Origin of the sequence: Photorhabdus namnaonensis, assembly GCF_001684335.1 — a bacterium.
Lineage (GTDB): Bacteria > Pseudomonadota > Gammaproteobacteria > Enterobacterales > Enterobacteriaceae > Photorhabdus > Photorhabdus namnaonensis.
On record NZ_LOIC01000042.1, the window covers coordinates 36659 to 57544 of the forward strand.

19 protein-coding genes and 2 other RNA genes are annotated in these 20886 nt (G+C 41.4%); 7 read left to right on the forward strand and 14 right to left on the reverse strand.

Annotation, left to right across the window (positions count from 1 at the left end; genetic code table 11):
- Positions 1 to 116: 116 nt before the first annotated feature.
- Both cls and Phpb_RS08010 read left to right on the forward strand, forming a co-directional pair.
- On the forward strand, positions 117 to 1577 hold the full coding sequence (gene cls / locus Phpb_RS08005) for a cardiolipin synthase (protein WP_065389886.1): 1461 nt from the start codon (positions 117 to 119) through the stop codon (positions 1575 to 1577).
- Positions 1578 to 1689: 112 nt separating this feature from the next.
- Positions 1690 to 2019 carry an HI1450 family dsDNA-mimic protein gene (locus Phpb_RS08010; protein ID WP_065389887.1) on the forward strand — a complete coding sequence of 110 codons (330 nt, stop codon included), beginning with the start codon at positions 1690 to 1692 and terminating at the stop codon, positions 2017 to 2019.
- A 139-nt stretch (positions 2020 to 2158) separates the two neighbouring features.
- Here Phpb_RS08010 and oppF read toward each other — a convergent pair whose 3' ends face one another.
- The 8 genes from oppF to Phpb_RS08050 all read right to left on the reverse strand — a co-directional run bounded on the left by oppF (position 2159) and on the right by Phpb_RS08050 (position 11879).
- Entirely contained in the window at positions 2159 to 3160 is a 1002-nt protein-coding gene (oppF, locus tag Phpb_RS08015) for a murein tripeptide/oligopeptide ABC transporter ATP binding protein OppF (protein ID WP_065389888.1), read from the reverse strand.
- Positions 3157 to 4155, reverse strand: coding sequence for an ABC transporter ATP-binding protein (locus Phpb_RS08020; protein WP_065389889.1), 999 nt, complete (start codon positions 4153 to 4155; stop codon positions 3157 to 3159). Before Phpb_RS08020 ends, oppF begins: the two co-directional genes overlap by 4 nt.
- Before the next feature lie 9 nt (positions 4156 to 4164).
- Positions 4165 to 5073: an oligopeptide ABC transporter permease OppC gene (gene oppC, locus Phpb_RS08025; protein ID WP_065389890.1), complete on the reverse strand. Its 909-nt coding sequence runs from the start codon at positions 5071 to 5073 to the stop codon at positions 4165 to 4167.
- Positions 5074 to 5087: 14 nt separating this feature from the next.
- Entirely contained in the window at positions 5088 to 6008 is a 921-nt protein-coding gene (oppB, locus tag Phpb_RS08030; protein WP_065389891.1) for an oligopeptide ABC transporter permease OppB, read from the reverse strand.
- Between the two features lie 86 nt (positions 6009 to 6094).
- Positions 6095 to 7735 (reverse strand): oligopeptide ABC transporter substrate-binding protein OppA, encoded by a 1641-nt coding sequence (oppA, locus tag Phpb_RS08035; protein WP_065389892.1) that lies wholly within the window; start codon positions 7733 to 7735, stop codon positions 6095 to 6097.
- 131 nt (positions 7736 to 7866) lie between these two features.
- Positions 7867 to 9516, reverse strand: coding sequence for an ABC transporter substrate-binding protein (locus Phpb_RS08040; RefSeq protein WP_065389893.1), 1650 nt, complete (start codon positions 9514 to 9516; stop codon positions 7867 to 7869).
- 555 nt (positions 9517 to 10071) lie between these two features.
- A complete protein-coding gene (locus Phpb_RS08045; protein WP_065389894.1) occupies positions 10072 to 10716 on the reverse strand; it encodes a YchE family NAAT transporter in 645 nt (214 codons plus the stop codon).
- A 557-nt stretch (positions 10717 to 11273) separates the two neighbouring features.
- Positions 11274 to 11879 carry a thymidine kinase gene (locus Phpb_RS08050; protein WP_065389895.1) on the reverse strand — a complete coding sequence of 202 codons (606 nt, stop codon included), beginning with the start codon at positions 11877 to 11879 and terminating at the stop codon, positions 11274 to 11276.
- 645 nt (positions 11880 to 12524) lie between these two features.
- Here Phpb_RS08050 and hns point away from each other — a divergent pair.
- The gene (gene hns / locus Phpb_RS08055) at positions 12525 to 12929 is read left to right on the forward strand and encodes a histone-like nucleoid-structuring protein H-NS (protein ID WP_046397237.1); all 405 of its coding nucleotides are present in this window, start codon (positions 12525 to 12527) and stop codon (positions 12927 to 12929) included.
- 297 nt (positions 12930 to 13226) lie between these two features.
- Here the strand turns inward: hns and Phpb_RS08060 are convergent, their stop codons facing one another.
- The 4 genes from Phpb_RS08060 to rssB all read right to left on the reverse strand — a co-directional run bounded on the left by Phpb_RS08060 (position 13227) and on the right by rssB (position 17970).
- Positions 13227 to 14240, reverse strand: coding sequence for an NAD-dependent epimerase (locus Phpb_RS08060; protein WP_065389896.1), 1014 nt, complete (start codon positions 14238 to 14240; stop codon positions 13227 to 13229).
- A gap of 8 nt (positions 14241 to 14248) precedes the next feature.
- Entirely contained in the window at positions 14249 to 15592 is a 1344-nt protein-coding gene (locus Phpb_RS08065) for a UDP-glucose dehydrogenase family protein (protein ID WP_065389897.1), read from the reverse strand.
- A 23-nt stretch (positions 15593 to 15615) separates the two neighbouring features.
- Positions 15616 to 16563 (reverse strand): UTP--glucose-1-phosphate uridylyltransferase GalU, encoded by a 948-nt coding sequence (gene galU, locus Phpb_RS08070; protein WP_065389898.1) that lies wholly within the window; start codon positions 16561 to 16563, stop codon positions 15616 to 15618.
- Between the two features lie 381 nt (positions 16564 to 16944).
- A complete protein-coding gene (gene rssB / locus Phpb_RS08075; protein ID WP_065389899.1) occupies positions 16945 to 17970 on the reverse strand; it encodes a two-component system response regulator RssB in 1026 nt (341 codons plus the stop codon).
- 157 nt (positions 17971 to 18127) lie between these two features.
- On the opposite strand from rssB, the gene Phpb_RS08080 reads away from it, so the two are divergent.
- Complete coding sequence (locus tag Phpb_RS08080) at positions 18128 to 18607, forward strand: YchJ family protein (RefSeq protein WP_065389900.1); 480 nt, start codon at positions 18128 to 18130, stop codon at positions 18605 to 18607.
- 45 nt (positions 18608 to 18652) lie between these two features.
- Entirely contained in the window at positions 18653 to 19501 is an 849-nt protein-coding gene (gene purU / locus Phpb_RS08085) for a formyltetrahydrofolate deformylase (protein ID WP_065389901.1), read from the forward strand.
- A gap of 177 nt (positions 19502 to 19678) precedes the next feature.
- Here purU and Phpb_RS08090 read toward each other — a convergent pair whose 3' ends face one another.
- Together Phpb_RS08090 and Phpb_RS08095 are read right to left on the reverse strand one after the other, a co-directional pair.
- Positions 19679 to 20092: a type II toxin-antitoxin system HicB family antitoxin gene (locus Phpb_RS08090; RefSeq protein WP_036805649.1), complete on the reverse strand. Its 414-nt coding sequence runs from the start codon at positions 20090 to 20092 to the stop codon at positions 19679 to 19681.
- Between the two features lie 58 nt (positions 20093 to 20150).
- On the reverse strand, positions 20151 to 20330 hold the full coding sequence (locus tag Phpb_RS08095) for a type II toxin-antitoxin system HicA family toxin (protein ID WP_036805646.1): 180 nt from the start codon (positions 20328 to 20330) through the stop codon (positions 20151 to 20153).
- A gap of 53 nt (positions 20331 to 20383) precedes the next feature.
- Here Phpb_RS08095 and Phpb_RS08100 point away from each other — a divergent pair.
- Positions 20384 to 20518: non-coding RNA, RtT sRNA (locus Phpb_RS08100), on the forward strand.
- A 182-nt stretch (positions 20519 to 20700) separates the two neighbouring features.
- A non-coding RNA gene (locus tag Phpb_RS08105) (RtT sRNA) lies at positions 20701 to 20822 on the forward strand.
- Positions 20823 to 20886 lie beyond the last annotated feature (64 nt).

Below are 20886 nucleotides of genomic sequence, written 5' to 3' on the forward strand. Positions count from 1 at the left end.
TGCCGATTTTTTGGTAAATTCATCGGGTTAATTAGATCGTTTATATGCTGTGTCTTGAGAAAACCGTGTCAAACGCCACCAAAGATGTCTGAACAAAACAGGATTGATTGCCGAATATGACAACCTTTTATTCCGTCCTAAGTTGGCTTGCTATTTTCTTTTATTGGCTGATTGTTGCCAGTATCACCTTACGCATTCTGATAAAACGCCGGCCGGTCACTTCTGCTATGACCTGGCTGTTGATTATTTATATCCTTCCCTTAGTTGGAATCATCGCTTACCTGTCGTTTGGCGAGCTGCATTTGGGAAAACGTAGAGTTGAACAAGCAAAAGCCATGTGGCCTTCAACAACCGTATGGCTTGAAGAACTGCGTAAATCTCGTCATATCTTCGCCACGGAAAATAGCGAAGTCGCGACGCCTTTATTCCAGCTTTGCGAACGACGACAAGGGCTTGCTGGTGTTAAAGGTAACAAGATCCAACTACTGACAACCTATGACCATTCACTGAAAACCATTATCAAAGATATTGAGAATGCCAAACACAGTATTGATATGGTGTTTTACATCTGGCAATCCGGCGGCTTGGTTGAACAAGTGACTGATGCGCTTATGGCCGCGGCACACCGAGGCGTCAGATGCCGTATTATGGTGGATTCAGCCGGTAGCTGGTTATATTGCCGTAGCCAATACCCGGATATCATGCGCCAGGCGGGAATTGAATTTGTTGAAGCTTTGCCGGTCAACATATTCCGTCTATTTCTACGCCGGATGGATTTGCGCCAACATCGTAAAATCATCTTGATAGATGATTATATTTCTTATGCCGGCAGTATGAATATGGTCGATCCGCGCTTCTTTAAACAAGATGCCGGCGTTGGGCAATGGATCGATATCATGGTGCGTATGGAAGGACCCGTTACCACGACTATGGGGGTTATTTACGCCTGTGACTGGGAAATGGAAACAGGTCAACGTATCTTTCCTCCATCACCGGATAACAATATTATGCCATTTGAACAGGCTAGCGGGCACACAACTCAGGTTATTGCATCCGGCCCTGGATTCCCCGAGGAATTGATTCAACAATCTTTAATGACGGCTATTTTCTCTGCCCGTAAACAACTGATTTTAACCACCCCTTATTTTGTTCCCAGTGATGACCTGATAAATGCTATTTGCACCGCAGCTTTACGAGGGGTTGAAGTTATTATTATCGTTCCACGCAGAAATAATTTCTTCTTAGTTCGTTGGGCAAGCCGTGCATTTTTTGCTGAATTGTTAAATGCCGGTGTTAAGATTTACCAGTTTGAGGATGGCTTGCTACATACCAAAAGCGTTTTAGTTGATGGTCAACTCAGCATGGTGGGTTCAGTGAATCTCGATATGCGTAGCCTGTGGCTAAATTTCGAAATTACCGTGGTTATTGATGATGAAAACTTTGGTAATGATCTGACACTGGTGCAATATGATTATATCGCCCATTCTACATTGCTGGAAACCAAGGAGTGGGAACAACGCCCTTTGTGGCATCGGATAATTGAACGTATTTGTTACTTTTTTAGCCCACTATTGTGACCAACACCCTCGTCTTGTAAAGACGGGGGTACCAATCAACGCTTCAACATGCTTTAATTCCTTCATCATGACCCACGAATAAATCAATATGGACAACAGATCCTCACAAGCTATGGATTTAGACATCAATAACCGAATGACAGAAGATGAAACCCTTGAGAAAGCCTATGACATCTTTCTTGAACTGGCTTCATCCAACCTCGACCCCGCTGATATTCTACTGTTTAGCTTACAATTCGAAATACGTGGCGGCGCAGAATTACTGCCCCCTTCTGATGAGTGGGTTAAATACGTGGATTTTGATCCGAACCCTGATTTTTTTGCTGAGGTCATTATCGGGCTGGCAGAATCTGAAGATGCCGAGATCAACGATGTTTTCGCTCGTATCCTTATTTGCCGGGAAAACTCTCACCCGATTTACCATATTTTGTGGAAAGATTGAAAAATTAAGGTCAGTGATTTTATCTGCTATTTTTTTATTCAAAGAGTGAGAGCTACCCGTTTTGATGCAGGTCTGAATCCCAACACAAAACCCAAAAAGTAACTCTCATACTTAAATGCCTTACAAAACACTTCAATAACTACAGTGGATCAACCTTCAAACAAGACACCGCATGGCGGAAACTTCCTTCCATCAATGGCCGAGTTCTAGCACATTCAGGATCTGCCATTGGGCAACGTGTCCGAAAAACGCATCCTGATGGAGGATTGATAGGTGACGGTAATTCTCCTTCCAACAATTCAATGTGTTTATTTCGTTCTTTATCGGGATCAGGCACTGGCACTGCCGACATCAACGCTTTGGTATAGGGATGTTGTGGATTATGATAAACCTCGTCATAAGTGCCCAGTTCCACCGCATGTCCAAGGTACATCACCAGTACACGATCAGATATGTGCTTAACCACCGCCAGATCATGGGCGATAAAAATCAGTGACAGTCCCATTTCCCGTTGTAATTCCTGCAACAGGTTCACTACCTGAGCCTGAATGGATACATCAAGTGCGGATACAGGCTCATCACAAATCACCAATTTAGGTTCAAGAATAAGTGCACGAGCAATCCCGATACGTTGACACTGACCACCAGAAAATTCATGCGGATAACGGTTAATCAGATTCGGCAGTAATCCAACCTTCATCATCATGGCTTTTACCCGCTCTTTAATTTCCGGCTCTTTCATTTTTGAATGATAAGTGCGCAATGGCTCAGCGATAATATCGCCAATCGTCATTCGCGGGTTTAAGGATGCTAATGGGTCCTGGAATATCATCTGGATATCACTGCGAATATCTCGCCACTGTTTATCATCCATATCCAGCAGGCTTTTTCCCAACCAAGTTACTGAACCACCAGAAGACTTGACCAATCCGATAATTGCACGCGCAAAAGTCGACTTACCGCAACCGGATTCACCAACCACACCAAGAGTTTCCCCTTCATATAACCTTAATGTAACGCCATCAACCGCTTTCAAGGTTTTTGTTGGTTGCCAGAACCACTGTTTGCCATCTTTGATATCAAAGTGAACTTTTAGATCTACTACTTCCAGCAGCACGCGTCTCTCTTCAATCGGGCTCATACCAATTCCTCCGGCGCTTTAAAGCAAGCTCGTAAACGCCCGTTGCCAAATGTCTCTAACCCTGGTTCACAATCTACACAACGACCTACTGAAAACTGACAACGGGGCTGAAACGGACACCCTTTCGGCAATCGTAATAAGTTAGGCGGATTTCCGGGAATCGTCGTCAACGACGCTTCATCACCATCAAGACGTGGAACAGCATTAAGCAGGCCAATAGAATAAGGATGAGTTGGTTGATAAAACACTTCACGAGCCGAGCCATATTCCATCGTTCTTCCCGCATACATCACCAACACTTTGTCACAAATACCGGCAACCACCCCCAAATCGTGAGTAATCATAATAATCGCGGTATTAAACTCCCGTTTCAGCTCATTCAGTAAGGTCATAATCTGAGCCTGAACTGTGACATCAAGTGCGGTTGTCGGTTCGTCAGCAATCAACAATTTTGGTCGACATAACAACGCCATTGCGATCATCACACGCTGACGCATTCCACCAGAAAATTCATGCGGATACATTCGCATTCGTTTAAGCGCTTCCGGCATTTTGACGGCATCCAGCATCCGAATCGATTCAAGGTATGCCTCACTTTTACTCATATGCTTATGCAACATCAATACTTCTGTTAATTGATCACCGATACGCATATAGGGATTGAGAGATGTCATTGGGTCCTGAAATATCATCGATATCTCTTCCGCTCTCATGCGGTTAAGCGCTTTCTCTTCAAGGTTAAGAATTTCCCTGCCATTAAAAATAGCGGAACCACCAATTCTGCCGTTTCTGGCCAAAAGCCCCATCAAAGCAAAGGCGGTTTGTGATTTACCAGAACCAGATTCACCCACAATTCCTAACGTTTCTCCTGCTCGTAAATCAAAATTTAGCTTGTTCACCGCTGTAACATCCCCGTCAGGGGTACTAAAAGTCACGTCCAACTCTTTAACAATTAACAACGGCTCAGAACTTTTCTGGTTTTTAACGCTGTCCATGTTACCTCCTTAACGATCTTTCGGATCGAGGGCATCACGCAGGCCATCGCCGATAAAGTTAAAACAAAACAGTGTCACCACCAGAAAACCAGCAGGAAACAACAGCAACCACGGGGAAACTTCCATCGAATTCGCGCCATCACTTAACAATGCTCCCCAACTGCTTAATGGCTCTTGAGTCCCCAATCCCAGAAAGCTAAGAAATGATTCAAACAGAATCATGCTCGGCACTAATAAAGACGCGTAAACCACCACCACGCCCAATACATTAGGGACAATATGGCGCAGCACAATATGACGGGTTGACACACCACACACCAGCGCCGCTTCAATAAACTCCTTACGTTTTAGGCTCAATGTCTGACCTCGGACAATACGCGCCATATCCAGCCATGACACCATACCGATGGCGACAAATATCAGAAAAATATTTTGTCCGAAAAAGGTCACCAGCAGGATCACAAAGAACATGAATGGAAATGAGTTCAAGATTTCCAGCAGACGCATCATTACTGAGTCTACTTTTCCACCCAAATAGCCGGATAATGATCCATATAAGGTTCCGACGACTACCGCCACCAAAGCGGCTGCAATCCCAACCATCAACGAAATGCGTCCTCCAATAGCAACACGCACCAGCAAATCACGTCCAGAAGAATCTGTACCAAAATAGTGACCTGACTCAGAATCAGGCGGCATCGACATCATGGCCCAGTCAGTATCGTCATAAGTGAATTGAGCCAACATCGGCGCCAGGATCACAAACAAGGTAATCAAAGATAACAGACACAAACTGGCAATCGCTGCCCGGTTATGAATAAAACGGCGTCGTGCATCCTGCCACAAACTACGCCCTTCGATTTCTAATTGCTCAGAGAAATTTTCCAGAGCTTCGCTGTTTTGTTTGTTAACTATCATTGCGTGCTCCAGTCTTAATAACGAATTTTCGGATCGATAACAGCGTACAACACATCAACAATCGCATTGAAAAAAATAGTCAAGCTACCAACTAAAATAGTCAGACTTAACACTAACGAATAGTCACGGTTTAATGCGCCATTAACAAACAATTGCCCTATTCCCGGCAACCCGAAGATCGTTTCAATCACCATCGAACCGGTAATAATGCCGACAAAAGCAGGCCCCATATAAGAGATAACCGGTAACAACGCGGGCTTTAAAGCATGGCGGAAAATGATGACACGTAATGGCAACCCCTTGGCACGCGCAGTACGGATAAAGTTAGAGTGCAACACTTCTATCATCGAACTACGAGTAATACGGGAGATACTGGCGATATAGGCCAAAGAGAGTGCTACCATCGGTAAAATCATATATTTTGGCGCACCGCCATTCCAACCTCCTCCCGGCAACCATTTAAGATGAATAGCAAACCCCAGTACTAGCAACGGCGCCACGACAAAACCTGGGATAACAACCCCCGTCATGGCGAATCCCATCACCGTATAATCCCACTTGGTATTTTGGTTAAGTGCGGCAATAACCCCGGCGCTGACCCCCAAGACAACCGCCATGATAAATGCCGAAGCCCCTAATTTAGCCGATACTGGAAACGCTGTTGCGACGAGATCGTTAACCGAGTAGTCCTTATATTTAAAAGAAGGCCCGAAATCTCCTTTAGTGAGTTGAATTAAGTAATCAAAATATTGTTTATAAATTGGGTCATTCAAATGATATTTCGCTTCAATGTTTGCCATCACTTCTGGCGGCAGTTTTCGCTCACCGGTAAATGGGCTGCCTGGCGCCAATCGCATCATGAAAAACGAAATAGTGATAAGAATAAAAAGTGTCGGGATCGCCTCTAAACAACGGCGTAAAATAAACTTAATCATCGCCCGTTCCTATGTGTTGGCCCTTAACCCTGGCCTTAAAATAATTTGATACTAAAGCAGCCCCTTTCCGGGCTGCTTTACAACGATTAGTGTTTGATAATATAAAAATCTTTGGTGTGTAGATTATCCAAAGGATCTTTCCCTGTATAGCCACCAACATAGGGCTTCACTAACCGGGTATTCACATAGTAATAGAGAGGGACAATAGCCGAATCTTTATCTAACTGCGCTTCTGCTTGCTGGTAAACAGCAGCACGTTCATCATCTGTCGCTACTTTCAGAGATTGTTTCATCAGTTTATCAAACTCATCACTCTTATAATGAGCCGTGTTATTACTACTGTAAGAAAGCATTGAATTCAGGAATGAAGAGGGTTCGTTATAATCCGCACACCACCCCGCACGAGCTACGTCATAATTCCCCTGATGTCGAGTATCAAGGAAAGTTTTCCACTCTTGGTTTTCTAAGCGAACATCAGCACCTAAATTTTTCTTCCAAATAGAAGCTACCGCGATGGCAATTTTTTTATGCAGATCAGAGGTGTTATAAAGCAAGTTAAATTTCAGTGGGTTATCTTTATTATAACCTGCTTCAGCCAGTAATTTTTTGGCCTCCTGGTTGCGCTGTTCCTGACTCCAACCAGTAAACCACACCGGTTTCATCTCTTTCATACCATCGGTAACCGGCGGTGTATAACCGGAAGCAGGGATATCACCCTGTGCTTTTACTTTATTGGCCACAATATCTCGATCCATAGCCAATTTCAGTGCAGTACGGACGCGGGGATCATTAAATGGGGGTTTTTCGTTATTAATTTCGTAGTAATACGTACATAAAATTGGGTTAATATGCAACTCGTTCGGGATCTCTTTTTTCAGTTTCTGGAATAGCTCAATCGGCAAATTGGTATAAGTCATATCAATTTCGCCACTGCGATAACGGTTTACATCCGTGACCTCTGACGAAATTGGCAGGAAAGTCACCTGATCAATAACGGTATTTTTGTTATCCCAGTAGGTCGGGCTGCGTTCCATCACAATACGTTCGTTAACTACCCAATTTTTCAGTTTATAAGCCCCATTACCGACAAAATTCTGTGGCTGAGTCCATTTTTCGCCATATTTTTCCACCGTGGCTTTATGCACCGGAGACATGGAAGAGTGAGCCAAAAGCCTTGATAAATAAGGAACCGCTTCGCTCAATGTAAGCTGCAATGTATAGTCATCCAACGCCTTTACACCTAGAGTATCCGGTTTCTTTTTACCACTGATGATGTCATCAATATTGGTGATATGAGCATACTGAAGAAAACTTGCATAGGGCGAAGCAGTATTAGGATCGGCCAGACGTTGCCAACTGTAAACAAAATCATGCGCCGTGACAGGATCACCATTAGACCACTTAGAATCTTTACGCATATGGAATGTCCAGACGGTGAAGTCTTTACTCTCCCAACTGGCCGCAGAACCCGGTAAAATTTCACCATTCGGACCCACGATGACAATACCTTCAAACAAATCCCTGGCCAAATGTGCTTCTGGTACTCCTTCAATCTTATGCGGGTCTAACGATTGCGGCTCAGAGGCGTTATTACGAACTAAAACCTGTTTATCAGCTAATTGAACGCCATCAGGCACTTTTGCAGCAAAGACCTGACTTGCCATTACCATACTCAGTGCAGCGCTGATGCTGACAGTAAGTAGTCTCTTTTTCGTTGTGTTTATCATCTTTCTCTACTCCAATTTTACATCGTCAAACTTTTTATCAGTCGACGGCCCTGAAATAAGGGGTGGATTACTACCCGCATACAAAAGGAACGATTTTGTTTGCAGGATCTCAGTAACTCTTTTGAATAAAGCTACTGTTTAATTTTTTTCATATACAGTCGCTTAATATCCATATAATCTAATGGGTCTTTCCCTGAAAACCCTCCCACTGATGGGCTAACAAGCCGTACACTCACCCGGTAATAAACGGGAATCAGCACCGAGTCTTTATCCAGTTGAAACTCCGCTTGTTGGTATAATTTCTTACGCTCAATAGCGTCCTTAGCGATTAATGCCTGTTCCAGATAGCTATCAAAATTTTTATTCTGATAGAAAGCCGTGTTATTACTGCTGTCTGACAGCAACATGTTTAAAAACGCTGTAGGTTCATTGTAATCAGCACACCAGGTTGCTCTGGTCACCTCATAATTCCCTTGGTGGCGGCTTTCAAGAGAGGTTTTCCATTCCTGATTCTGCAAAATCACATCCGCTCCCAGATTCTTTTTCCACATGGAAGCGGCGGCGATGGCCTGCTGTTTATTTTGCTCAGAGGTGTTGTATAACAAGGTGAACTTCAATGGATTCGCCCGATTAAAACCAGCTTGCGCCAACAATTCTCTCGCGCGTTTATTGCGCTGCTCCTGTGTCCAATTAGCCCATTCTGGCTTAACAAAATCGCCGCCGCCGATAAATATTGGCGTAAAACCATAAGCCGGTATTTGCCCCTGCCCCATAATTTTTCCGGCAATAATATCCCTGTCGAGACTTAACTTGACGGCTTCGCGGACTCTGACATCAGTAAACGGCGGTTTTTTATTGTTAATTTCGTAATAAAACGTACAAAGATAAGGGCTGACGCGAACCTGATCAGGGAGCTCTTTTTTCATTTTCTGATACAAATTCGGTGGAATGGCGCTGTTGGTGATATTTATCTCTCCACTACGATAGCGGTTCACATCACTGGTTTCAGATTGAAGAGGTAAGAGAGTCGCTTGATCAATAACTGTTTTCGCATTATCCCAATATCGCGGGTTGCGTTCGATCACTATCCGCTCATTGACCACCCACTCTTTCAACGAATACGCCCCATTACCGACATAATTTTCTGGCAGCGTCCATTTATTACCTAACTTTTCGACCACATCCTTTTTCACCGGTTTCATTGCCGTATGACTAAGCATACTGACGAAATAAGGCACGGGATGCGTCAGAGTCACCTGTAAACGATGAGCATCCAGCGCTTTTACGCCCAACTGATCAGGAGATTTTTTACCTTTCAGAACATCACTAATATTTTCAACGTAAGCATATTGAAGATAGCTGGCGTAAGGCGAACCCACTTTTGGGTCAGCTAATCGTTGCCAGCTATAGACAAAATCGTGGGCAGTGACAGGCGTTCCATCACTCCATTTAGCATTATCACGCAGATAAAAAGTCCATACCTTGTAATCCTGATTTTCCCAATGAGTCGCAACGCCTGGCACAACTTCGCCCTCAGAACCAGTCCTCACTAACCCTTCCAAGAGATTAAGAATAATGTTGCTTTCTGGTACACCTTCGACTTTATGTGGATCAAGCGAGGCGACTTCTGCGCCATTATTAATAATAATCTGCTGCTTATCTTTATCCGCCAGTTTCACACCCTCTGGAAGTTCAGCGGCAGACGCGGCTGTAACAAGAAATGCCGATAATAAAAATATACAGCAAATAAACTTATATAATTCTAATTGTTTGATCTTCATTTTTTACCTCCAGTTTGATGGACTTGTTCATTCCAGATATCCCATCAAGGCCGGTATCTTCACATTATTTAGCCCAAAGTAACGGATTAAATATTAAAGCGGACTTATCATATCAGTTGTTAAAATATCGCTCGCATATTGCAAAAACCATCCTTACAAACAACTTAGTTCGACCTATTTACATTAATTGATAAAACAGACCAATAACTATTATAACTAACTGATATCTATGAAATTATCAATTTTAAACTTAACTAAAATAGTAAACAAAGCTAGACCAAAGATGAAAATAAACATAATTTTAACAAATTGCAATCAATGCAAATTAAAAACCTACATTCATCACAAAACAGTGGTGGAAGCAACCAGTTACACATTGAACTAGCAGGAAAGAATAATTTAGAAAAATATTGGGTTATTTGTATAAAATTCAGGGAGTACCGGTAAAAGAAGTGAGAAAAGCCTATGATATAAGCTTTATAATAAAAATGATAAGAATATTATAATTTGTAATTTCACAAGCAAGAAAACTTACACCTTTTATCGTAAATCATATCAAAGCAACCCTGGGAATAGCGCTCTGATCCCTGTCACAATCAGTTCAATGCCCAAAGACATCAACAACAACCCCATAATTCGAGTGATAACGTTAATGCCTGTTTGCCCCAGATATTTGACGACTAAAGGCGCAGATCGAAATAATAACCAGCAGCAAAAAGCAAACAATGCACTGGTAAGCGCCAACCCAAGAAAATTCTGCCATCCCTGATAACGAGAACTCCAGACAATACAAGAACTGATTGCACCGGGGCCTGCCATTAGCGGCAATGCCAACGGCACAACACCAACACTTTCTCTAATGGCGGTTTCCGACTTTTCCTGCTTATTCTGTTTGTCCTCTCCAAGCTTACCGTTAATCATCGACATCGCGATAGTCACCACCAAAATCCCGCCAGCAATACGAAAAGAGTCAATGGAAATGCCAAACATACGTAGTATCGCATCACCTAACAGCAAAGCGGTCCATAAAATGATGGCAACAGAAGTATTGGCAACCAGGTTAGTTCTATTACGAGCCGACTGGGCTTGATAGTGAGTCATACTGATAAAAACCGGCAAAATACCAACAGGATTGACCAGTGCAAACAACCCAACAAAAAACTTAATGTAACCAGAAAAATCCAGCAGTAAGTCACCCACAAATAACCTCTACAAAGTTACGCTGTGTTATTAAAAACACTCTCATAATCGCTCAACCAAAAATCATAGAAAACTTAATTTTTTCTTCACTTTATACTGGTAAAGTTCCATTTTCCATCGACCGCAACGCATTTTCCAATTTAAAATATCTTATATAACAAGTTGTTAACCCAATATTTCCATTAGATTAAAAATTTAACCTTTTAGTTCTAATTTACACCCATCCAATAATAACTATCACCGACCTAAGCTGAAAGGAGTCAGCTTGAGGTTTATGTGATTAAGATCAATATATATTCAATACCAAATGGTAACTAACCCACGCTACCCACTAATTTCTGAGCTGAAACAATTGCTGGTGGATTCATACTATGGACGAGAATTCACTGAAACCATCGCAGCAGAAGAAAGCCGATAAGAACAAATTTATTAACTGATTGAATATCACTTAAGGGCGCTAATATCAGCGCCCTTTAACTCACCGCTGTGCCTATTGTTAATACAAACTCGTAAACAGAGCATCCTGACTACTTCACAGAAAAGCTATCCATTACCCATTACATGTTGCTTCTTTTGCTTTTCCTCACTTCACTGACAGCATCCATATAGTGCTTACGACAAACAGAAACATATTTTTCATTGCCGCCGATATCAACTTGTTCGCCATCATAAATGACCACACCTTCGCTATCCAAACGTAATGTACGGTTTGCCTTGCGACCACAATGACAAATAGTTTTCAACTCAACTAACTTATCAGCCCACGCCAAAAGATACTGGCTACCGCTAAAAAGCTCACCTCTAAAATCAGTTCTCAGCCCATAACAAAGAACCGGAATATCATCATAATCAGTTACCCTACATAGCTGTTCAATCTGTGCTTTCGTGAGGAAATGGCACTCATCAATCAGCACACAATGCACTTTTGCCTGCTTATTTTCATTTCTGATCAACTCACCAATATCTGTTTGCTGACTAAACAGAAGTGCGTCAGAAGATAATCCAATCCGAGAATTGATTTTTCCCTTTTCAAACCGAGTGTCAATTTCTGCGGTAAACACCAGCGTTCTCATCCCTCTCTCATTATAGTTATAAGAGGATTGCAACAGGGATGTCGATTTCCCAGCATTCATTGCGGAGTAATAAAAATAAAGTTGAGCCATCAGCCCTACCCCTTAACAAAATTTATAAAGCCATATAGTCAGATGAGTTTACCATAAACTTTCGTCGTGATTATCCATCCCAGTAAGCTGTCCCGGTTGATATAGCGAAATATTTAGCTTAGTGATGTCTTAATGATTCATGACCATCATCACACCAGCCAAGTAATAAAGCACATTTGAATGACAAATGCTCATGTTTAAATTAAGAAATGAAAGCCGGACGGATTTGTTGCATATCGTATGCAAATTAATAATGTGCGTGATTGACTTCCAGAAAACGGTAACAGTAAATCGGCGATAACTCATGGATTAGTCATAAGTTTTTTTTAACTTAGTATTATTCTGCTTTAGCAGGTATGATAAGAAACAGTTAAAATTACTTACCGATTTAGTATATACCTGGTTTATAAATTAGAGAGATTATCATGTCCCCTCTTTGTTAAAGGTACCCTGAACATGTTATTGGGGAATGACAATCGAAATAGCTGTATAAAAAGCGCTATATAACTTTTGTAAAGAAATTACGTTTAAAAAAAAAGAGCCATTTTATCCGAATATGATAAATTGACTATTGCAGAAAATAAAATAGCATTCTATTATTATATCCACATCAGCCATCATCATTAATAATTTGAGACCAGGACAATGAGCGATTTAAAAACCCTAAATAACATCCGTACTTTACGAGCACAAGCAAGAGAATGCCAACTTGAGTTCTTGGATGAAATACTTGAAAAACTGACCGTCGTTGTTGAAGAACGCCGTGAAGAAGAAAGTCAGGTACAAGCTGAATTAGAGGAACGTACACGTAAATTGGAAGAAGTTCGTAAAATGATTCTTGACCAAGGAATTGATCCAAGCGAATTACTTCAGACAATGAGCGCCGGCAAATCTGCGGGTAAAACAAAACGTCCTGCTCGTCCAGCAAAATACCAATATGTTGATACAAACGGTGAAACTAAAACTTGGACTGGCCAAGGCCGTACACCTGCTGTTATCAAAAAAGCAATTGAAGATGAAGGAAGAACTCTGGAAAGCTTCTTACTCTAATTCATTGTTTTTGAAGTTAATTTAATTAAAAACACCCTTTTAAAATAGAAGGGTGTTTTTATTATTAAACAGCTTAGGTAACAAAAGAATTAATGTCTATCGAATGAGCATGTATAAGTATCCTTGGGAATGATTTAGCCGGATTGCACGTTTTTCTATCATTTCTTAACGATAAAGCAGGCAAGTTACTCGCTTAACCAATGCCTGGGTAAATTAATAATCTAACAGGCGCAACTATTTACTTCCCTCTGATCACTGTCGTTGACTCAATAGAAAAGGAGCCAATGGCTCCTCATCTTATTTAGACTTATGATAGAAACTCAAATACCACTCGACAAACTGCTTCACACCCTGCTTCACAGGTGTATTTGGGGCAAACCCTATTTTTTGAAAAATGTCACTTGAATCAGCGCAGGTTGACAGAACATCACCATCTTGCATGGGCATAAAATTTTTCTTAGCCTGAATGCCTAATGATTCTTCTATGGCCTCAATAAAATCACCTAGTCTAGTTGGTTGACCATTACCAATATTATAAATACAGTAAGGGGCAGAGCTGGCAGATATTTGCCCATCTTCAACCGTCCAGCTCTCATTTGGTACAGGAATGATGTCTTGCAATCTGATTATCGATTCAACGATATCATCTATATAAGTGAAATCTCTAACCATCTTACCGTGGTTATAAACATCAATAGGCAGCCCTGATAACATAGCCTTGGTGAACTTAAATAAGGCCATATCAGGACGTCCCCACGGGCCATATACGGTAAAAAAACGCAAGCCTGTCGTTGGCAGCTGATAAAGATGAGAGTAACTGTGAGACATTAATTCATCTGACTTTTTCGTTGCCGCATATAGTGAAACTGGATGATCAACTGAATCGTTTGTAGAAAACGGTTGCTTTCTATTTAATCCATAAACAGAACTAGAAGAAGAATATAATAAATGCTCAACATTATTGTGACGGCAACCTTCCAAAATATTGATATGCCCTATTATATTCGAATCAATGTAAGCCATTGGGTTTTGCAACGAATAGCGAACACCCGCCTGAGCTCCTAGATGGATAACCCGCTGGAATTGGTGCCGAGAAAAAAGATCAGGAATGGCTATTCTGTCGGCTAAATCCAGCTTTTCAAATTTAAAACCTGGCTTATCAAATAATAGATCTAACCGTGCTTGTTTGAGACTCACATCATAATAGTCATTAAGGTTGTCGATACCTACAACCTCATGCCCCATTTGTAATAATCTCTGGCTCACATGAAAGCCAATAAAACCAGCTGCGCCTGTGACTAAGAATTTCATTGTATTACTCAGATAACCGGATTAATAGATGCGCCACGACCAATCCCATAATAAGTAAAACCCCGGGATTGCAGGCGCTCAGGATCATAGAGATTTCGGCCATCAAAGATAACCGGCGTCTTGAGAGAATCTTTTATGACATTAAAATCTGGCGCACGAAAACTTTGCCATTCAGTACAAATGATCAAAGCATCTGCCCCTTTCAGCGCCGCTTCTTTAGTCCCCATCAATAATAAATCATCGCGCTGACCATAAATACGCTGGGCTTCCTGCATCGCCTCCGGATCGTAAGCCTGTATTTTAGCTCCCGCCTGCCATAATGCTTCCATCAAAACACGGCTCGACGCTTCACGCATATCATCGGTATTCGGTTTGAACGATAATCCCCAGACAGAAAATGTCTTACCGGACAAATCTTCACCGAAATGGCGCGTAACAAAAGAGGGCAATTTATACTTTTGCAGTTCGTTCACTTGCTCTACAGCACGAAGAATTTTAGGCTGATAACCAATTTGCTCCGCGGTACGAATCAACGCCTGCACATCTTTTGGGAAACATGAACCACCATAACCACAGCCCGGATAGATAAAATGATAGCCAATACGGGAGTCAGAACCAATTCCTTGACGAACATGCTCAATATCAGCGCCAAGCATTTCTGCTAAATTAGATATCTCATTCATAAAACTGATTTTCGTCGCCAACATACAGTTAGCAGCATACTTCGTTAGTTCTGCGCTACGGATATCCATCACAATCATACGATCATGATTACGATTAAATGGTTCGTACAATTCATGCATCAGGTCAACGACTCTTTCATTGTCACACCCAATAATAATCCGCTCAGGGCGCATACAATCTGCAACAGCCGCTCCTTCTTTAAGGAACTCAGGGTTAGAAACCACATCAAATGAAATATCAAGATTACGTTGACGCAAAGTCTCATTAACAACGGCATTAACTTTATCCGCGGTACCAACAGGAACCGTAGACTTATCAATAATAACCTTATAACTATCCATATGTTCCGCAATAGTACGGGCAACCGCTGTCACATACTTTAAATCTGCTGAACCATCTTCATCAGGAGGCGTACCGACAGCAATAAATTGTAATTTACCGTGCGCAACACCGGCCTTTGCATCCGTACTAAAATTCAAGCGGCCTTCTTCATAATTTTTTTTAACCAGTGGAGCTAAACCAGGTTCAAAAATAGGAATTTGACCATTTTTCAAATTTTCAACTTTATTTGCATCTATATCAATACAAAGAACATCATGACCAACTTCAGCTAAAACCGCCGCCTGAACCAGGCCAACATAACCGATACCAAATACCGTAACTTTCATATAATACCTAAATTCCCGTAAAATTATTCTTTAACCCGATCCTGCAAAGCCACTAACCAATCAGTAAACTCTTTACCCAAAGCATGATGTTTCATACCATACCGGACAAATGCTTGCATATAACCAAGCTTATTACCGCAATCATGGCTTACACCCTGCAAGTGATAGGCTTCCACAGACTCCTTCTCTATTAACATCGCAATTGCGTCAGTAAGTTGAATTTCATCACCGGCGCCTGGTGCTGTTTTTGCTAATAATGGCCAAATTTTCTCGGATAATACATAACGGCCAACAATAGAAAGATTTGATGGCGCTTCTTTCGGTTCAGGTTTTTCAACCACACGCTTAATGGGTTTGCTGTCACCGGGTTGCAGATTTTCTCCCTGGCAATCGACAATACCATAACTAGAAACCTCTTCATGAGGTACAGGTTCTACTAATATTTGGCTGGCGCCCGTTTCATTATACCGAACTAACATTTCGCTCAGATTATATTTAGTTAGATCTGTACTAAACTCATCAAGAATAACATCGGGGAGTATCACAGCAAAAGGCTCATCACCAATTAAAGGCTTGGCGCATAACACCGCATGCCCTAATCCTTTAGCAATTCCCTGACGAGTTTGCATAATGGTGACATGACTTGGACAAATAGACTGAACTTCATCCAACAACTGACGCTTCACCCTTTTCTCAAGGATAGCCTCTAACTCAAAACTGGTATCAAAATGGTTTTCAATTGAATTTTTTGATGAATGAGTCACCAAGATAATTTCGTTAATGCCAGCGGCAATACATTCATTAACGACATACTGAATAAGAGGTTTATCCACTAAAGGCAACATCTCTTTAGGAATCGCTTTCGTAGCAGGTAGCATCCTCGTTCCCAAGCCCGCTACTGGAATAACGGCTTTCTTTACTACCTTTCCTACTGATAGTTTTTCTACTGACGATTTGTTTACTGATAGCATTAATCTTTCTCCCGATGTTTTTTTGGCTGAAACAAATCCGTCTTCAACTCAAAATCAGTGCCGATTCTTTAATAAGGCATTATTATTACTGATTATTTTGTGTCAATAAACCGAGCGCAGAAACCGATGCATACACTGATTTCTCTGCCCTGTTTACCCTTCTGACCACACAAAAAGTTATCACTTTTACCTGAGCAACGCTAAATCCGCTCTTTGTACCAAAGAGCGGCAAATAAAATAGCCTGATTAGATAGATTCCAAGCATAATAGGCCAAGTATACCAGCTAATTCCCTCCGATAAACAGCACCATTCTGTTTAATTACATTACCGTGACCTAATGTTTAAAATCCATTTTAGACAAAATTCCGCCTTGGTAATATTCACTCAGAATACATTGAAGAAAGCATCAAATTTATTTGACTATTTGTATTCCAAATTCGACATTGCCATTCAGCACTATGCGAACAAACCTGATTCGAACAAATTGTTCTCAACGTTCCAAGAGGAATACCACTATCTAATTGGATTTGCCGATTACCCGACTTAATACTGGCATGTAACCCTGCGGAAGTGAGCAGAACCGTTTTATTGATTGTATGATAATACCCAAGCAGCAATGGAAATTGCCCTTGTAACCCCGCACCTGCCAACAAGTTATTAATTCTATTTAGAATACCTGCCATACTGGGTAAACGCCGGGAATGGTGGACGATATGCTCTTGCAACAAACTATTAAATACAACTCTAAGTAATAATGCTGAAATCACACCATACTCTTTTGAACGGCTAATATCTAGACAATAAAAAGCTAATTCATTGTCAGATAACGCCGCCATATCAAGAATCAATCCTGGTTTATCAATCATATTCAATTTTCGGTAATTGACTTTACAATGAGCGATCACTTGAGACACTGGAGGTTGTAACTGCTTAAGCATATTTAATGCTTCATCTGAATTATGCTTTAACGTTAACCAATCTTTATTCAAGTTATTCTGCTCAATCGCACCAGACATAAAGACCGTAGGATGTAAATAGGCCAACACCGATTTTTTTATCTCATTAAGATCTGAAACAGGTTTTAATAAAACATCTTTTGCTCCTAAACGAAGCACCTCATCAATTTCGGCCATCTTGTTAGTTGCTGAAATAATAATAACCGGAATACTAATACCTTCACTCGTCAATTTCGCAATAAATTCAATACCATTCATAACCGGCATATCCAAATCACACAAAATAAGTTCAATATGAGCTTCGCGTCCCAGCACTTGTAGTGCAACAGCCCCATTAGATGCGACTAATACCTTAGCGCCCAACGTTTGCAAATACCCTGCCAGCAAAGAACAAAAAACGGGTTCGTCCTCCACAATCAGAATTTTTTTGCCTGCCAATGCCTTTTCCATAAATGCGCTCCCTTACCTTAATATTGCGACCTTCACCTTTTCTTAGGTACTATCACTCATATTAGTTCAATTAAGTGACTATCATTTGTTCTCTTACGTTTCTTTGCAATAGAAAACCCATAAAAATGGTATTTCACCCTTTACAATTGGAGTTATTTTGACAGAGCTATGTCCTTGCGGTAGCGGAATAGATTTTGCGGATTGCTGTTCCCCTTATCTCCAAAACATAAAATTTGCCCCAACAGCCGAATCACTGATGCGTTCCCGATACAGTGCTTATGTAAAGCACAACGCCGATTATCTTATTACCAGCTGGCATCCTGACTGCCAGGCTGAAAAGTGGCGTCTAGATATAGAACAGAGTTTTATTGTTACCCAGTGGCTCGGACTAAATGTCATTACGGCTGAAAAAGGCAAAAATGATAACGAAGCCTACGTTGAATTTTCAGCTTGCTTTCTTGATCAGAAATCCCAAGATAAGCAACTTATTCATGAGCGTTCACGTTTTCTTCGTATAGACCAGCGTTGGTACTATATTGATGGTGTAAAACCCATTGATGGCGTAAAACCTCAAATTGGTCGTAATAGTCCCTGCCCATGTGGTTCAGGTAAAAAGTACAAAAAATGTTGTGGTTAAGATCGACAAACAAAAAACGCAAAATATTTAAGGACAATCCCATTCATGCAACATCAACATATACAAAAGAAAATTCTACGCACTATTTGCCCTGACGCCAAAGGACTGATCGCCAAAATTACTAATATTTGCTACAAACACCAACTGAATATCGTTCAGAATAATGAATTCGTCGATCATCGCACTGGCCGCTTTTTTATGCGTACTGAGCTTGAAGGCATTTTCAATGATGAGACATTTCTTGCTGATTTAGATGACGCGCTTCCGGTGGGTTCTCAACGGGAATTAAATAGTGCGGGGCGTCGGCGTATTGTCATTATGGTGACAAAAGAAGCGCATTGTCTTGGGGATTTGCTCATGAAAAGCGCTTATGATGGGCTTGACGTTGAAATTGCCGCGGTTATCGGCAACCACGCAACATTACAATCGTTGGTCGAGCAATTTGGCATTCCTTTCCACTTGATTAGTCATGAAGGTTTAACCCGTGAACAACATGATGAAAAACTGATTGCCCAGATTGACCAATACAAACCTGACTACGTGGTATTAGCTAAATACATGCGAGTACTGACGCCAGAATTTGTCCAGCATTATCCAAACCAAATTATTAACATTCACCACTCCTTTTTACCTGCATTTATCGGGGCGCGTCCTTATCATCAGGCTTATGAGAGAGGGGTAAAAATCATCGGAGCGACAGCGCATTATGTGAATAATAACCTGGATGAAGGTCCAATTATTACTCAGAAGGTCATTAACATAGACCATACATACACTGCTGAAGATATGATGAGAGCGGGCCGGGATGTTGAAAAAAATGCTCTGAGCCATGCTCTATATTGGGTTCTTGCTCAGCGGGTTTTTGTTTACAGCAACCGTACTGTAATTCTTTAAAACTGAATTAATTAGACCCAAAAGCAGCACACAGTAGCTACTTTTCAAGCACATGCTTTACAGCGGCGATTGATTTGATGTGATTCTGGCCGCTGTAAGCAATAGCAGTAACTTTTCAAAAGTGACAAGTCATCCTTCCCCCGCCACCACAAACAGACCGCTTATTTATTCACAACACTAAATACCGTTTTGCAATTCATGCAAAGCAGCCACTTGCAAAAAGTGGCTACGATTCTTATACAGGTTTGGACTTGCTTTAACTTGATCATCGATTTTCTTTGATAACAAATCAGGCAGAGTGACGTTGAATTTTGTCGATTTACCTAAATATGGTTCAACATCAATGTCAATTACAGCCCATGCCCACCCTGAGTATTCTTCATCTTTGATCCAGTAATCCAATGGCTTTGCTTCAGGGGGTAATTGGTTCATTTCGGCCAATAACTCTAAATGCCCAGAGATAGCTTCCTTGGCATTTTTTATTACATCCTCCATTGAATCACCCGCCGAGAAACAACCTGATATATCGGGCACAACCACGCCGTAAGCGTGGTTCTCATCACCAATTTCAATCGCAATAGGATATAACACGTTATACTCCTTCAATAATTTTAAGAAATTTGATTAGTGCAGATGCAGATAAGGGGGCTTACAGCCCCACTTGCTTCTGTATTTTCCTAAGCAATCCCACTTTGATTTCCTGTTTGGGATGTGGAATTGTCAACAAGTCATTACGTTCAGGGTGTTTAAAATGATGATGACTCCCGTTGATTCTTACCAGTACCCACCCTTTTTTCTCAACTTCTTTGATTAAATCTGCACTTCTCAAATCAACTCCTATCTGTTTAACCTGGCAATAACAATAACCCCAATAACTCCAAATATCAATAAAAAATAACCTCGATAACCCTATTTAAATTAGGTTCGAGTTGAGCGCAGCGAAACAACAATGCGGCGCTTGCGACGCGTTGGCCCGCAGGGCGAGGAACACAGTGACGAGTCATCCTTCCCCCGCCACCACAAACAGACTACTTATTTGCTCATAACAAGATCAATAAGGCTGGAAAATCAGCATATAGTCACTTATTTTTCAATATATGCTTTACAGTAGCGGTTCATCTTATGTGATTCCGTCCTCTGTCAACGACAATCATACTTCTCAAAATCGGGAGGGGTTCCCGAGCGGCCAAAGAGAACAGACAGTAAATCTTCCGTCACAGACTTTGAAGGTTCGAGTTGAGCGCAGCGAAACAACAACGCGGCGCTTACGACGCGTTGGCCCGCAGGGCGAGGAACGCAGTGACGAGTCATCCTTCCCCCGCCACCACAAACAGACTACTTATTTGCTCATAACAAGATCAATAAGGCTGGAAAATCAGCATATA